This is a genomic window from Streptomyces sp. GSL17-111, from assembly GCF_037911585.1.
Taxonomy (GTDB): Bacteria; Actinomycetota; Actinomycetes; order Streptomycetales; family Streptomycetaceae; genus Streptomyces.
Map to the genome: position 1 here is coordinate 469118 of NZ_JBAJNS010000001.1, position 14361 is coordinate 483478.

General features: G+C 74.2%; 13 protein-coding genes and 1 tRNA gene. 10 read left to right on the forward strand and 4 right to left on the reverse strand.

All coding sequences use genetic code 11. The annotated features are described in order from the left end of the window. Positions 1-58: 58 nt before the first annotated feature. A complete protein-coding gene (locus V6D49_RS02210) occupies positions 59-1675 on the forward strand; it encodes an FAD-binding oxidoreductase (RefSeq protein ID WP_340556594.1) in 1617 nt (538 codons plus the stop codon). 116 nt (positions 1676-1791) lie between these two features. Beyond that, the gene (locus V6D49_RS02215; protein ID WP_340556595.1) at positions 1792-2835 is read left to right on the forward strand and encodes an alpha/beta hydrolase; all 1044 of its coding nucleotides are present in this window, start codon (positions 1792-1794) and stop codon (positions 2833-2835) included. Between the two features lie 60 nt (positions 2836-2895). Here the strand turns inward: V6D49_RS02215 and V6D49_RS02220 are convergent, their stop codons facing one another. Beyond that, a complete protein-coding gene (locus V6D49_RS02220) occupies positions 2896-3438 on the reverse strand; it encodes a hypothetical protein (protein WP_340556597.1) in 543 nt (180 codons plus the stop codon). A gap of 228 nt (positions 3439-3666) precedes the next feature. Beyond that, positions 3667-3751: transfer RNA gene (locus V6D49_RS02225), tRNA-Leu, on the reverse strand. A gap of 373 nt (positions 3752-4124) precedes the next feature. Here V6D49_RS02225 and V6D49_RS02230 point away from each other — a divergent pair. Together V6D49_RS02230 and V6D49_RS02235 are read left to right on the forward strand one after the other, a co-directional pair. Further along, positions 4125-4472, forward strand: a complete 348-nt coding sequence (locus V6D49_RS02230) for a phage holin family protein (RefSeq protein ID WP_340556599.1) — start codon at positions 4125-4127, stop codon at positions 4470-4472. A gap of 145 nt (positions 4473-4617) precedes the next feature. Continuing rightward, positions 4618-5655 (forward strand): PRC and DUF2382 domain-containing protein, encoded by a 1038-nt coding sequence (locus V6D49_RS02235; protein ID WP_340556601.1) that lies wholly within the window; start codon positions 4618-4620, stop codon positions 5653-5655. 116 nt (positions 5656-5771) lie between these two features. On the opposite strand, the gene V6D49_RS02240 is transcribed toward V6D49_RS02235, so the two are convergent. Beyond that, a complete protein-coding gene (locus tag V6D49_RS02240) occupies positions 5772-6272 on the reverse strand; it encodes a phosphatase domain-containing protein (RefSeq protein ID WP_340556603.1) in 501 nt (166 codons plus the stop codon). 91 nt (positions 6273-6363) lie between these two features. Here V6D49_RS02240 and fdhD point away from each other — a divergent pair, with 91 nt between their 5' ends. After that, positions 6364-7200, forward strand: a complete 837-nt coding sequence (gene fdhD / locus V6D49_RS02245) for a formate dehydrogenase accessory sulfurtransferase FdhD (RefSeq protein WP_340556604.1) — start codon at positions 6364-6366, stop codon at positions 7198-7200. On the opposite strand, the gene V6D49_RS02250 is transcribed toward fdhD, so the two are convergent. Further along, positions 7161-8228, reverse strand: a complete 1068-nt coding sequence (locus tag V6D49_RS02250; RefSeq protein ID WP_340556606.1) for a bile acid:sodium symporter family protein — start codon at positions 8226-8228, stop codon at positions 7161-7163. The two genes, fdhD and V6D49_RS02250, sit on opposite strands and share 40 nt — an antisense overlap. A gap of 273 nt (positions 8229-8501) precedes the next feature. Here V6D49_RS02250 and V6D49_RS02255 point away from each other — a divergent pair, with 273 nt between their 5' ends. The 5 genes from V6D49_RS02255 (at position 8502) to V6D49_RS02275 (ending at position 14308) form a co-directional block, all read left to right on the forward strand. After that, the gene (locus V6D49_RS02255) at positions 8502-10331 is read left to right on the forward strand and encodes an AMP-dependent synthetase/ligase (protein ID WP_340563627.1); all 1830 of its coding nucleotides are present in this window, start codon (positions 8502-8504) and stop codon (positions 10329-10331) included. Positions 10332-10434: 103 nt separating this feature from the next. Further along, positions 10435-11271, forward strand: a complete 837-nt coding sequence (locus V6D49_RS02260; protein ID WP_340556607.1) for an aldo/keto reductase — start codon at positions 10435-10437, stop codon at positions 11269-11271. A gap of 311 nt (positions 11272-11582) precedes the next feature. Beyond that, positions 11583-12167: a sigma-70 family RNA polymerase sigma factor gene (locus V6D49_RS02265; protein ID WP_340556610.1), complete on the forward strand. Its 585-nt coding sequence runs from the start codon at positions 11583-11585 to the stop codon at positions 12165-12167. After that, positions 12164-12916, forward strand: coding sequence for an anti-sigma factor (locus V6D49_RS02270; RefSeq protein WP_340556612.1), 753 nt, complete (start codon positions 12164-12166; stop codon positions 12914-12916). The genes V6D49_RS02265 and V6D49_RS02270 overlap by 4 nt, the downstream gene beginning before the upstream one ends. A gap of 45 nt (positions 12917-12961) precedes the next feature. Further along, positions 12962-14308, forward strand: a complete 1347-nt coding sequence (locus V6D49_RS02275) for a cryptochrome/photolyase family protein (RefSeq protein WP_340556614.1) — start codon at positions 12962-12964, stop codon at positions 14306-14308. Positions 14309-14361: the final 53 nt, after the last annotated feature.

Here is a 14361-nt window from a genome sequence, read left to right on the forward strand (position 1 = left end):
TCCGCCGGTGACCGCGCGGTAACTTACCCGGACGTCAAATCCAGCGGAGGTGCCGGACGTGGGCAGGACGCGATCGTGGTGGGGCTGGGGACACGTCGAGGACGCCGTGCGCGGCGCCGAACTGGACGCGCTGCTGCGGCGGGTGCGGGCCGCCCTGCCGGACGCCGAGCTGACCGACCACCCGCCGCCGCGGGTGGCGTCGCTCGGACTGCCGCCCTCCCGGGCCGTGGTGCCGGACGCGCTGGCCCCGCTCTGCTCCGCCGAAACCGGCGACCGCGCGGCGCACGCGCACGGCAAGGCGTTCCGGGACGTCGTGCGGAACCTGCACGGCGACCTGCCGTCCGTCCCCGACCTGGTGGCCCGGCCCCGCCACGAACGCGACGTCGTGGACGTCCTCCAGTGGTGCACGGAGCGCGGCTACGCGGTCATCCCCTACGGCGGGGGCAGCTCCGTGGTCGGCGGCGTCGAACCGCGTTTCGACGGCCACCCCGCCGTCGTCACTCTGGACCTGGAACGGCTCGACCGCGTCGTGGAGGTCGACACGACCAGCCGGGCGGCCCGCGTCCAGGCCGGTGTCCTCGGGCCGCACCTGGAGGACCAACTGCGCCCGCACGGGCTGACGCTGCGCCACTTCCCGCAGTCCTTCGCGTTCTCGACCCTGGGCGGGTGGCTGGCCACCCGGGCCGGTGGCCACCACGCCACCGTGCTCACCCACATCGACGAGCTCACGGAGTCCCTGCGGGTGGTCACGCCGAGCGGGATCAGCGCCTCCCGCCGACTGCCGGGCTCCGGGGCCGGGCCCTCACCCGACCGGCTGTTCCTCGGCTCCGAGGGCACGCTCGGCGTCATCACGGAGGCGTGGATGCGGGTGCGGCCGCGACCGCGCTGGAAGGCCGCCGCGTCCGTGCACTTCGACGCGTGGCCGGCCGCCGTGGCCGCGACGCGCGACGTCGCGCAGAGCGGGCTGGACCCGGCCAACTGCCGGCTCCTGGACGCCGGTGAGGCGTTCCTCCACGCGGACGTCGCCGTGGGCGGCGGCGTGCTGGTCCTGGGTTTCGAGTCGGCCGACCACCCCGTCGACGCCTCCCTGCGCCGCGCGATCGAACTGGCCCGGGCGCACGGCGGCACGGTCCCGGCCGCGCGGAGCCGCAGCGCCGGGCGGGACGGGACCGACGCGGTACCGGACGAGGCCGGGGCGGAACGGGCCTGGCGTGCGGCGTTCCTGCGCATGCCCTACCAGCGGGACGCCCTGGCCCGGCACGGGATGATCGTCGAGACGTTCGAGACCGCCTGCACCTGGGACCGGTTCGACGAGCTGCACCACGCGATCACCGAGGCCGCGACCGGGGCGCTGCGGGCCGTGGCCGGCGCGGGCGTCGTCACCTGCCGCTTCACCCACCTGTACCCGGACGGGCCTGCCCCCTACTACGGCGTCTACGCACCGGGACGTTGGGGCAGCACCGTGGCGCAGTGGGACGAGATCAAGGCGGCCGTCTCCGAGGCGATCGTCACGCACGGCGGCACCATCACCCACCACCACGCCGTGGGCCGGGACCACCGCCCCTGGTACGACCGGCAGCGTCCCGACCCGTTCGCCGCCGCGCTCGCCGCCGCCAAGTCGGCGCTCGACCCGGCGGGCGTCCTCAACCCCGGCGTCCTCCTGCCCGCCCGCTGAGCGCTCGCGCGCCGCACCGTCCCCGAGGGGTGGATCTGGGGCGTGTCCCTGATGCCCGGGAATCTTCACTCCGTCCATATTCGGGAGGACAGCCGCTTCCTCCCGAAGGGATTCCCATGACCGCGCCCACGCCCGGCCGTTCACGCCGTCACGTCCTCGCCTCGCTCGCCGCCCTGGGGGTGCTGGCTTCCGCCGGTCCGGCCGGTGCCGCGCAGGTGACCACCGGCACGCGGCCCCGCCGCCCACGGGTGGTCCGGGTGGAACGCGCCGGTGAGCGCGTCATCGACCTGACGCTCGACTCCCCGGCGCTCGGCGGCAGGGGCGCGGTCCGGCTGCTCACCCCCCGGGGCTGGTACCGGCGTCACCACCTCGGCGCGCACTGGCCCACCCTCTACCTGCTGCCCGGGGGCGACGGCGACCACCTGTCGTGGACGGAGCACCACGGCATCCACCGCCTGGCCGACCTGCGGGAGACCCTCGTCGTCATGCCGGACATGCCGCTGTACGGCTTCTCCACCGACTGGTGGAACCACGGCGCGGGCGGCCCGCCCCGGGTGGCGACCTACCACCTCGACGAGGTCATGCCGCTGATGGAGCGGCACTTCGGCGCCGGGCGGCGGCGAGCGGTGGCCGGGGAGTCGCAGGGCGGCTTCGGCGCCCTCTCCTACAGCGCGCGTCGCCCCGGCCTGTTCCGCGCGGCGGCGAGCTACAGCGGCTACGTCCACCCGCTCCAGCACCCGCACACGGTCCGGGCCGGAATGACGTACCTCGGCATGGACTGGCTCGCCCTGTGGGGCCACCCCGTGCGGCAGCGGGCGATCTGGGAGGCGCACGACCCCGTCCACCTCGCGCACCGGCTGCGCGGCCTCCCCGTCCACCTGTCCTGCGGCGACGGCCGGCTCGGGCCGCTCGACCCGCCGGGGACCGAGCCCGACCCGGACATCCCCGGGCTGGAGGACCCCGAGAACCCCTTCCCCGAGGACGTCTACTCCCCGACCGAGGCCATCATGCGGGAGGAGAACGAGACCCTGGCCGCCCGGCTGAGTCGGACGGGCGCCCGGCTCACCACGCACTTCCACCCCGGCACCCACGACCCCGCGTACTGGTCCCGGGAGTTCCGCAGGTCCCTGCCGATGCTGCTGGCGGCCCTGCACGACTGACAGTGAGGGCGTCGCGGGTGACGCGGCGGGAGGTCCTGCGGCCCGGGCGCCCGCCAGACGTCAGCCCACCACCGTGCCGGTCCGCCCGTCGACCACGTACGTCGGCTCCTCCCCCTCCTCGCCGGGCGTGGCCACCTCGATGGTCCAGGCCGGCCCGCCCTCGCGTTCACCGACCTCGACGTCCGTCACCTTGCCGTACTCGGGATCGGTGACCTCCCTGACCGCCGAGTCGGGGAGGATCGTCGCCTCGTCCAGCAGGGCGCGCAGAGCGGCGCCGTCCCCGCCGGTGAGGGTGCGGGAGTCGAGCACCTCGAAGCGCGTGGTGTCCACCTCGACCAGGTGACGCGTCCCGTCGTCCGTGACGACCTCCCCGTGCCACACCGGCTGTTCGCCCTGCGGCTGGACGAGTTCGAGGCGGGCCAGGGCGCTGCCGGGGACCTCGTCGACGGCCAGGCGGATCGCGTGGTCGGCGGGGACCTCGACCATGGGGAGGACCTCACCCCCCTCGCTCTCCTCCTCGCAGGCGGTCAGCGCCAGGAGCGGCGCGAGGAGCAGGCCGAGGACGGTGGCACGGCGAAGCGGTGCGCGGTGAGCGGGAGTCATGCGACACCGCGTACCCCCACGGACCGCGACAAAAGAGAAGAGGCTCCAATCGTGGTACCCGGGACTGAGGGACCCAGCGTGACGCCGTCACGCTCGCCAAAGGCGTGCCGCATTGGGGCGGCCTGGTCGGAGTGAAGCTCGACCTGCCCACGCGGCGCAGGCGTGAGTCGTCCTCGCACAGCCGGAGAAACAGAAGAACCCCAGCTTCGGCTGGGGTTCTCTTCGTTGTGTCCGAGGGGGGACTTGAACCCCCACGCCCGATAAAGGGCACTAGCACCTCAAGCTAGCGCGTCTGCCATTCCGCCACCCGGACCCGGTGCGTGCTCGCGCGGACAACGATACCAAGGTTTACGGGCAGGTCTCACCAGGGTTCACCGGGCCCACCGGCCGCCGCCCAACGGCTACGCCCTGTCGAGGTGGGCGGCACCGTGGGCACAGGGACGGCTCCGCGCGGCGCTCGTTTCGCCCGCGAACAGCGTGACTCCCGTTTCTCCTGTTGCGACGTGTTTGATCCGTTTTGCACCATTAGGGGTGGTTACCCGAATGGAGGCGTCCGAGGCGACAGCGGTCCGCGTATCGGGCACGCGGCTCGGGCGAGCGGACGGAGCGCGATGAGGATTCCCGGGCTGGTCCGGGCCGCCGGCACCCGGCGCGTCCGGCGCAGGACACGCCTACGGAGGTATGACATGGCGACGTCGGTGGGCCCGTACCCGGGCGGACAGGCGGACGTGGAGCGGCTGGTCCGCGAGGAGATCCGGCGGGCGAAGGCGGAGGTCCGGGAGGAGGCGCGGCGGGCACGGAAGGCGGCCGGGCTGCTCGGCGCCGCCGTGTTCGCCGGGTACATGGTGCTCTGCTTCCTCTCCCTGACGCTCATGTTCCTGCTGTGGGGGGCGATGGACCTGCGCTGGGCGGCGCTGATCGTCACCGGCGTGTGGGCGGTCGCCGGGGCGGTCCTCTTCACCCGGGGACGCCGGGAGGCGCGCGGGACGGCGTCGGCCGAGCGCACGACCGAGACGACCGAGGAGACGTCGTGAGTGGCGGGTCGCCGGCCCGCGCGTGGCGGAGGAGGTGAGGCAGCGGTCCGACGCCGCCCGGAACGCGGTCCACGAGCTCTCGGACCACGCCCGTGCGGGACGGCCCGGGGCGGACTCATCCGTAACCACCCAAGGGAGCAGACAAGTGATCACGCGAGACCAGATCCCCAGTGTGCTGGACCATCCCGTGTACGCCTCCGACGGCCGGAAGATCGGCGAGGCCAAGCACGTCTTCGTGGACGACACCACCGGCGAGCCGGAGTGGGTGACCGTGAAGACCGGCATGTTCGGCTCGCACGAGTCGTTCGTGCCCGTGCGGGACGCGCGGACGGTCGAGGACCACCTGGAGGTGCCGTACTCCCGGGACAAGATCAAGGGAGCCCCGCACGTCGACATCGACAGCGGCGGGCACCTCTCCGAGGACGAGGAGCACCGTCTCTACGACCACTACGGCATCGACTGGGACGCCCACTGGCGCAAGGCCAACCAGCCGGGCGAGGGCGGCTGGGCCGCCCGGGAGCGCGGCGGCGCGGGCGGCACGGGGGCGGCGGCCGGCGCGGGAGCGGCCGGAGCGGCGGGAGCCGCGGCGGGCCGTGGCCGGCACCGCCGGGGCGAGCCGGAGGAAAGGACAGCGCCGGGAACCGCCGGGGCTGACGAGAAGCGTGGAAGGGGCGACATGCGAGGACGCGACGACATGCGAGGACGTGAGGGCGCGCGGGGCGGCATGGCCGGGGAGGGCGAGAAGCAGCAGCACGGAGAGCGTGCACGGCGGGGTTCGGACGACGACTTCATGACGCGGTCCGAGGAGCACCTCGACGTCCACACCGAACGCCGCGAGACCGGCCACGCCCGGCTGCGCAAGTACGTGGTCACGGAAGAGGAGCAGATCTCCGTGCCGGTCCGCAAGGAGCAGGTGCGCCTGGACCGCGAGCCGATCACGGAGGCCAACAAGGGCCAGGCGGTCTCCGGCCCGGAGATCACCGAGGCCGAGTACGAGGTGACGCTGCACGAGGACCGGCCCGTGGTGGAGACGCGCGTCCAGCCCGTCGAACGGGTCCGGCTGCGGGTCGAGGAGACCACCGAGAACCAGACCGTGCGCGGACGGGTGCGCAAGGAGCGCATCGACGCGGAGTCCGACACGATCGACGAACAGGGCCGCACGCGCGGCAAGCCGAAGCCCTGACCCCGCGCCGTCGGCACCCCCGGCGGCGGCATGACCCCGGTGGCGGGGAGGACCGCAAGCCCCTCCCCGCCACCGGTCCGTGTCCGGGGCGCGCGCTCCGGACGTCCCGCGCGGCCTCAGGTGCGGCCCTCGTCCTCCTGCGCGGTGCGCAGGGTCGCGTCCGCGACGTCCGACACGGGCATCCAGTCGGCCTCGACCACCGGGAAACCGGCCTCCCGGTACGCGGCGCACACCTGCGCGTCGTCGTCCACGACGACGGCGACGGTCCGTGCGGCGGCGAGTTCCAGGAGCAGTTCACGCTTCGCCTCACGGGCCGGCCGGTAGTCGCGGTTCCCGCGCATCCACAGGTCCCCGGCGGGCAGCCCGTGCGCGGCGAGCCAGCGCTCGGTGTCGCGACGGCAGCGCTCGGGCCGCCCGGTGACGTACCCGAGGTCGCACTCCTTCGCCCAGCGCAGGGCCAGCTCCACCCCGGCCGCGAGCGGCGGGTCCTTCGGGGCGGCGCGGAAGAAGGCGTTCCAGTTCTTCGGCCGGCCGGTGAGGAAGTGCAGCCGGTGCCGGGCGTCGCTCAACGTGCCGTCCAGGTCGAAGACGGCGATGGGGCGCTGTTCGGTGACCATGCCGGGAGCGTACGCGCGGTCACGGGCACGGCGCGCCGTGACGGACAATGGGCGGCGTACGGGAAGCGGCGGTTCGACGGAAGTGAGCGCCATGGGCCGGGTCACCGAGCGGCGCCGGGTACTGCGGATCCGGGACGGGGTGGTCTCGGCGCGTCCGGACACCCTGACCGCCGAGGAGCCGCTGGAGATCCGGCTGAACGGGGAGCCGCTGAGCGTCACCATGCGCACGCCCGGGGACGACTTCGCGCTGGCCGCCGGTTTCCTCGTCGGCGAGGGCGTGCTGGCCCGGCGCTCCGAGCTGGCGAACGTCGTGTACTGCGCGGGCGCCACGGACGACGGGTCCAACACCTACAACGTCGTCGACGTGCGGCTCGCCCCCGGGGTGCCGGCGCCGCGCCCGGGGCTGGCCCGCAGCGTCTACACCACCTCGTCGTGCGGTGTGTGCGGCAAGGCGAGCCTGGAGGCCGTCCGCACGACCGCGCGGCTGCCGATGCCGCCGGACGCCGCGCCGCGCGTCACCGCCGCCACCCTGAGCGCGCTGCCCGAACGCCTCCGGGCCGCGCAGCGCGTCTTCGACCGCACCGGCGGGCTGCACGCCGCCGCGCTGTTCTCCCCCGCCGGGGAGCTGCTGGACGTCCGGGAGGACGTGGGGCGGCACAACGCCGTGGACAAGCTGGTGGGCCGGGCGCTCCAGGAGGGACGGCTGCCGCTGTCGGAGGTGGTGCTGATGGTCTCGGGGCGGGCGTCGTTCGAGCTGGTGCAGAAGGCCGTGATGGCGGGCATCCCGATGCTGGCGGCCGTGTCGGCGCCGTCCTCGCTCGCGGTGCGCCTGGCGGAGGAGAGCGGGCTGACGCTGGTGGGCTTCCTGCGCGGGACGTCGATGAACGTCTACACCGGTGAGGCGCGCCTGGTGCTGCCCGGGGGCTGAGGTGCTCCCGCCCGGGGTTCCTCGGCCTGGGGTTCCCCGTCCCGGTGCGGGGCGGTGCGGGCGAGACGGCGGGCGAGGACGGCGCAGACGACGAGCTGCAGCTGGTGGAACAGCATGAGCGGCAGCACGGCGAGCGCCGCGTCCGGCCCGAACAGGACGGCGGCCATCGGCAGCCCGGCCGCGAGCGACTTCTTCGACCCGGCGAAGACGAGGGCGATCCGGTCCTCCCGGGCGAAGCCGAGCATCCGCGAGCCCCAGGTCGTCAGCGTCAGCATCACGGCGAGCAGCACGGCCTCACTCGCGCCCAGGACCGCCAGCCGGCCCGGTGAGAGCTCCTGCCACACGCCGTCGGTGACGCCCCGGCTGAACGCGGCGTAGACGACGAGCAGGATGACGCCCCGGTCCGCCAGGCCCGCCACCGCGCGGTGCCGGGCGACCCGGTAGATGAGGCCCCCGACGCGGCGCCGCAGAAGCTGCCCGGCGAGGAAGGGCCCGAGGAGCTGCGTGCCGAGCGCGCTCAGCCCGTGCGCGGAGAAGCCGGTGGTGGTGCCGATCAGGACGCCCGCCAACAGCGGGGTGAGGACGATGCCGAGGAGGCTGGAGTACGTCCCGGCGCAGATCGCGGCGGGGACGTTCCCCCGGGCCACCGAGGTGAAGGCGATGGAGGACTGCACGGTGGAGGGCACGACGCACAGGAAGAGCAGGCCGTGCCACAGCTCCTCGGTCAGGGCGTGCGGCACGAGCCCGCCGGCGGCCAGGCCGAGGAGCGGGAAGAGGGCGAAGGTGCGCGCGAGCACGGTCAGGTGCAGCCGCCAGTGGCGCAGCCCGGCGACGGCCTCGCGGGGGGCGAGCCGGGTGCCGTAGAGGAGGAACAGCAGCCCGACGCCGACCTGCGCGGAGGTGCCGACGGCCTCGGCGGCCGGTCCCCGGGCGGGGAGCAGCGCGGCGAGGGCGACGGTGCCGAGGAGCAGCACGACGAACGGGTCGAACAGGCGGAGCAGGCCGGACAGGCGGTGCGGGCGGGCCATGGCGCTCACTGAACCAGGCGGCGCGGACCGCCCGTGCGCCCGTCCGCGGACAGAGATCGGTGCGGGTGGTGTGCAGATCCGGGGGACGGCGCCCGGAGATCTTCCGTGCGCCGTGCGACGAGGCCGGGCGCCGGTGGTCGAGCCGCCCGTATTCACCCCTACTGACCTGCGATGACCGCCTTTCCGGCGTCCGGCCGATCGGGTACGGTCGGCCTCGCCACGTGCGACGGCACACCCCCCACCCGCCGCACGGGCACCGAGGAGGACGGCTTCTTGCGCGAGATCTCGGCCCCCGCCGTGGTGTCGGCACCGCCGGTGGGCGGGCTGGCCGACTCCGTCTTCAGCCGTGCCGAGGCCGGCCCCGAGGCGCCTCTGCTGGCCCGCAAGGACGCCGCCGGGGTGTGGCGGGACGTGAGCGCCGCGACCTTCCGGGACGAGGTGATGGCGGTCGCGAAGGGGCTGCTGGCCGAGGGCGTGCGGTTCGGGGACCGGGTCGGGCTGATGTGCCGGACGCGGTACGAGTGGACGCTGCTGGACTTCGCCCTGTGGTCCGTGGGCGCCCAGCCGGTGCCGATCTACCCGACCTCCTCGGCCGAGCAGGTGGCGTGGATCCTGCACGACGCCGACGTCAGCGCCGTGGTCGTCGAGCACGAGGACCACGCGATGACGGTCGGCTCGGTACTGGACCGGCTGCCGGGGCTGAAGCGGCTGTGGCAGATCGACGCGGGCGCCGAGGCGTACCTCCGCGAGGCGGGTGCCCACCTGCCGGACTCGCTGGTGGACCGGCACCGGATGGCTCTGACGCCGGACACCGCCGCGACCATCCTCTACACCTCCGGCACGACCGGGCGGCCGAAGGGCTGCGTCCTCTCGCACGGCAACTTCATGTCCCAGTGCGACAACATGCTCGGTGCGTACGAGAAGGTCGTCCGGCCACGGCCCTCGGAGCAGCCCGCGACCCTGCTCTTCCTCCCGCTGTCCCACGTGTTCGGGCGGATGGTGCAGGTGGCCGCCGTGCGCGGGGGTGTGAAGCTGGGGCACCAGCCGGTGCTGAGCGCGGCGGAGCTGCTGCCGGACCTCGCCGCGTTCCGGCCGGACTTCTTCCTCGCGGTCCCCTACGTGCTGGAGCGGCTGTTCCACTCCGCCCGACGGCGGGCCGAGCGCGAGGGGCGGCTGACGGCGTTCGACCGCGCCGTGGACGTGGCCGTGCGGTACGCGGAGGCCGTCGAGGCACGGGCCTTCGGGGAGGGCCCCGGGCCGAGCGCCGGGCTGCGGCTCCAGCACCAGCTCTTCGACCGGCTGGTGTACGCCCGTTTCCGGGAGGCGCTGGGCGGGCGCTGCGCCTCGGTGATGTCGGGCGGCTCGGCGCTGGAGCGGCGGCTGGGGCTGTTCTTCGACGGGGCGGGCATCCGCGTCTACGAGGGGTACGGCCTGACGGAGACGACGGGGGCGGCCGTGGCCAATCCGCCCGGGCGCACCCGCTTCGGGACGGTCGGCACGCCGGTGCCGGGGGCGTCGGTGCACGTCGCGGACGACGGGGAGGTGTGGCTGCACGGCGGCCAGGTCTTCGCGGGCTATCACAACGACCCGCCGGGAGGCGGTGACCTCCGCTACGAGGGCTGGCTGGCCACCGGCGACCTCGGCCGGCTGGACGAGAACGGCTACCTGACGCTCACCGGGCGGAAGAAGGACGTGCTGGTGACCTCCGGCGGGAAGAGCGTGTCCCCGGGGCCCCTGGAGGACCGGGTGCGGACCCATCCGCTCGTGGCGCACTGCGTGGTCGTCGGCAACGACCGGCCCTTCGTGGCGGCGCTCGTCACCCTGGACCCGGAGGCGGTGGCGCACTGGCTCGCGCTGCGCCACAAGCCCGCGCTCGGCCCGCAGGAGGTGCTGCGGGACGCGGATCTGGAGGCCGAGGTGCGGCGCGCGGTGCTGGCGGCGAACACGGCCGTCTCGCAGGCCGAGTCGATCCGCGCCTTCCGCGTGCTGGGCACGCAGTTCACCGAGGAGAGCGGGCTGCTGACGCCGTCCCTGAAGATCAGGAGGGCGGCGGTGGAACGCGCGTTCGCCGCCGACATCGAGGCGATGTACCGGAGCCGGTGAGCATCACCCACGGCCCGCGCGGGAATGCGCGGAGGGAACCGGACGTTGTTGCTCCGGTAGAGACACGCACAGACTGACGAACGACGTAAGGATTCTCCGCTCGATGAGCAGCGTTCCCAGCATCACTTTGCACAACGGCGTCACGATGCCGCAGCTCGGCTTCGGCGTCTGGCAGGTGCCGGACGACGAGGCGGCCACCGCGGTCACGCACGCGCTGGAGGCGGGCTACCGCAGCATCGACACGGCAGCCGTCTACGAGAACGAGAAGGGCACCGGGCGGGCCATCGCCTCCTCGGGGGTACCGCGTGAGGACGTCTTCCTCACCACGAAGCTGTGGAACAGCGAGCACGGCCACGACTCGACCCTGCGGGCCTTCGACGCCTCCCTGGACCGGCTGGGCACGGACTACGTGGACCTCTACCTGATCCACTGGCCGCTGCCCATGTTCGACCGGTACGTGGAGACCTGGCGGGCCTTCGAGAAGCTGTACGCGGACGGGCGGGTGCGGGCCATCGGCGTGTCCAACTTCCAGCCGCCGCACCTGGAGCGGCTGCTCGCCGAGACGTCCGCCGTTCCGGTGATCAACCAGATCGAACTGCACCCGCGTCTCCAGCAGGAGCAGTCCCGCACCTTCCACGCCGCGCACGGCATCGCCACCGAGGCCTGGTCGCCGCTCGGCCAGGGCAAGGACATCCTCAGCGACCCGGTGATCACCGGCATCGCCGAGCGGCACGGGAAGACGGCCGCGCAGGTCATCCTGCGCTGGCACCTGCAGCTGGGGAACGTCGTGATCCCCAAGTCGGTGACGCCCTCCCGGATCAGGGAGAACATCGACGTGTTCGACTTCGAGCTCCCGGCGGAGGACCTCTCCGCCCTCGCCGGCCTGGAGTCGGCGTCCCGGCTCGGCCCGGACCCGTCCGAGATGGACTGGACGGGCTGACCCCCGGGCCCGGGCAGCTCCAGGGCCCTCTCGCGCAGCACGCGCGCGCCGCCGACCGGCTGCCGGTCGAACGGCGCGCGCGTGTGTGTGCTGCGCCCCGCCCGCCCGCCGGGCCACGGACGTGCCGGGGTCGGCCACGGCGCTTCGGGAAGAATCTCGAAGGACACACCAATCCGCACGGGCCCTTAGCTCCGAACCGGGGGTGAAGCCGGCTCTGGGAGGAATCACATGGCGTCCATCTGTCCGCTCCTCGACGTGCGGCCGGCCGCCGCGAGGCGGCCCCGCTCGGTGCGCACGGGGAGGTCCGCGGCATGAGGGAGCCGGTCTCCATCGGTCGTCCGGCCGCGCCCGGGCCCGACCTCCAGGAGCTGATGGGAGCGGTGGCGCGCGGGGACTCCGACGCCTTCGCCGGGGTCTACGACCGCGTGTCCGGGCCCGTCCTCGGGCTCGTCCGCAGTGTGCTGCGGGATCCCGCCCAGGCCGAGGAGGTGGCCCAGGAGGTCCTGGTGGAGGTGTGGCGCCGCGCGGCGCACTTCCAACCGGAGAAGGGCAGTGCCATGGCATGGATCATGACGATGGCCCATCGACGCGCGGTGGACCGGGTGCGCTCCGCGCAGGCCGCCACCGACCGGGAGGAGAAGGCCGCCCTGCTGGCCCGCACTCCCGCCTTCGACGAGGTCACCGAACAGGTCGAGGCCCGGCTGGAGCGTGAGCAGGTGCGGCGCTGTCTGCGCACGCTCACCGAACGCCAGCGCGAGTCGGTGACCCTCGCCTACTACCGGGGCCTGACCTACCGCGAGGTCGCCGAGCTGCTCGCCCTGCCGCTGGGCACGGTGAAGACGCGGCTGCGCGACGGCCTCATCCGGATGCGCGACTGCCTGGGGGTGAGCGCATGACCACCGTCGACCTGCACACGCTGACCGGCGCCTACGCCGTCCACGCGCTGGGTGACGACGAGCGCGCCGCGTTCGAACGCCACCTCGCGGTGTGCGAGCCGTGCGCGCAGGAGGTGCGGGAGCTGGCCGCGACGGCCGCCCGGCTGGGTCTGGCCGTCGCCACGACACCGTCCCCGGCCCTGCGCGAGCGGGTGCTGGAGCAGATCACCACTGTGCGCCAGGAGCCGCCCCGGGTGCCCCGGCAGGAGCGCGGCGGCGGGGCCGTACGCGGCGGCCGCGGGCTCTCCCGTTTCGTGCTCGCCGCCTGCCTCGCGGCGGCCGTCGGGTTCGGCGGCATCGCGGTGTGGCAGCACGGGGAGGCGCGCGACGCGCAGCGGCGTGCCGAGCAGGCCCAGGACCGGTCGGAGCAGCTGGCGGAGGTGCTGGCCTCGGGCGACGCCCGGGTGACCTCCAGCGAGCTGCCCGGAGGCGCCACCGCCACCGTCGTGGTCTCCTTGGAGCAGGGGAGGGCGGCCTTCCTCGCCTCCGACATGCCGCCGCCGCCCGAGGGCAAGGTGTACCAGCTCTGGTTCGACCACGAGGGCACCATGCGTCCGGCCGGTCTGATGGACCCCGGGGCGCGCGACACGGCGATGCTCATGGAGGGGCCGTTGGACGGCGCCTCGGGTATGGGCATCACCGTGGAACCGCCGGGCGGCTCCGCCGAGCCGACCTCCGAGCCCGTGGCCGCCATGCCCTTCGACGTCTGAGCCGTTCCGCACGACCGGCTGCGGCCGGGAAAGGAGAACGCCCCGGTGACCTCGGTGGCGATCGTTCTGTTCACCTCCGACCTGCGGGTGCACGACCACCCCCCGCTGCGGGCGGCCCTGGACGCCGCCGAGCGGGTGGTACCGCTGTTCGTCCTGGACGACGGGGTGCGCCGGGCCGGCTTCACCGTGCCGAACCGGCTGGCGTTCCTCGCCGAGACGCTCGCCGACCTCGACACGTCGCTGCGGGCGCGCGGCGGGCGGCTCGTCACCCGGGAGGGTCCGGTGGTGGACGAGGTGTGCGCCGTCGTCCGGGAGACGGGCGCCCGGGAGGTGCACGTCGCCGCCGGGGTCAGCCGCTACGCGCTGGCCCGCGAGGAACGGCTGCGGCGGGCGCTGGGTGAGCAGGGCTGTGCGCTGCGCGTCCACGACGGCGTCATCACCGCCGTGACCCCCGGCGCCGTGACGCCGAACGGCAAGGACCACTTCGCCGTCTTCACGCCCTACCTGCGGCAGTGGGAGGGGGTGCGGACGCGGTCCCCGCTGGGTGCGCCGCGCCGGGTGGAGGTCCCGGACATCGGGTCGGCGAAGCCGCTCCCGGAGAACGTGCCGGGCGCCTCCCCGGGCCTGCCGCCCGGCGGTGAGCGGGCGGGGCGGGAGCGGCTCGACCGGTGGCTGTCCTCCGGCATCCGCGACTACGCGGAGCGGCACGACGACCTGGCCGGTGACGGCACCTCACGGCTCTCGCCCTACCTGCACTTCGGGTGCCTGTCCCCGCTCGAGGTCGTGCACCGCGCGCGCACGCGGGGCGGCGAGGGGCCCGAGGCCTTCGTACGGCAGCTCGCCTGGCGCGACTTCCACCACCAGACGCTGCACGCCCGCCCCTCGGCGTCGCACACCGACTACCGCACGCAGCACGACCGGTGGCGCACGGACGAGCGCGAGGCGGCCGCCTGGCGGAACGGCGAGACGGGCTACCCCATCGTGGACGCGGCCATGCGCCAGCTGCGGCACGAGGGCTGGATGCACAACCGGGCCCGGCTGCTGGTGTCCAGCTTCCTCACCAAGACGCTGTACCTGGACTGGCGGGTCGGCGCGCGGCACTTCCTCGACCTGCTGGTCGACGGGGACGTGGCGAACAACCAGCTGAACTGGCAGTGGATGGCCGGCACGGGCACCGACACCCGTCCCAACCGCGTGCTCAACCCGCTGACGCAGGCGCGCCGCTTCGATCCGGACGGTGCGTACGTGCGGCGCTGGCTCCCGGAGCTGGACTTCCTGCCCGGCCGCAGCATCCACGAACCGTGGAAGGCGGACGGCGTCCGCTACCCGGCTCCCCTGGTGGAGCTCTCCGACGGACTGGCCCGCTTCAAGGCCGCGCGCGGCAAGGACTGACGGCACGGTCCGACGGCACCGTCCACGCGCCGTGGCCCCGCGTCCACCCGGGA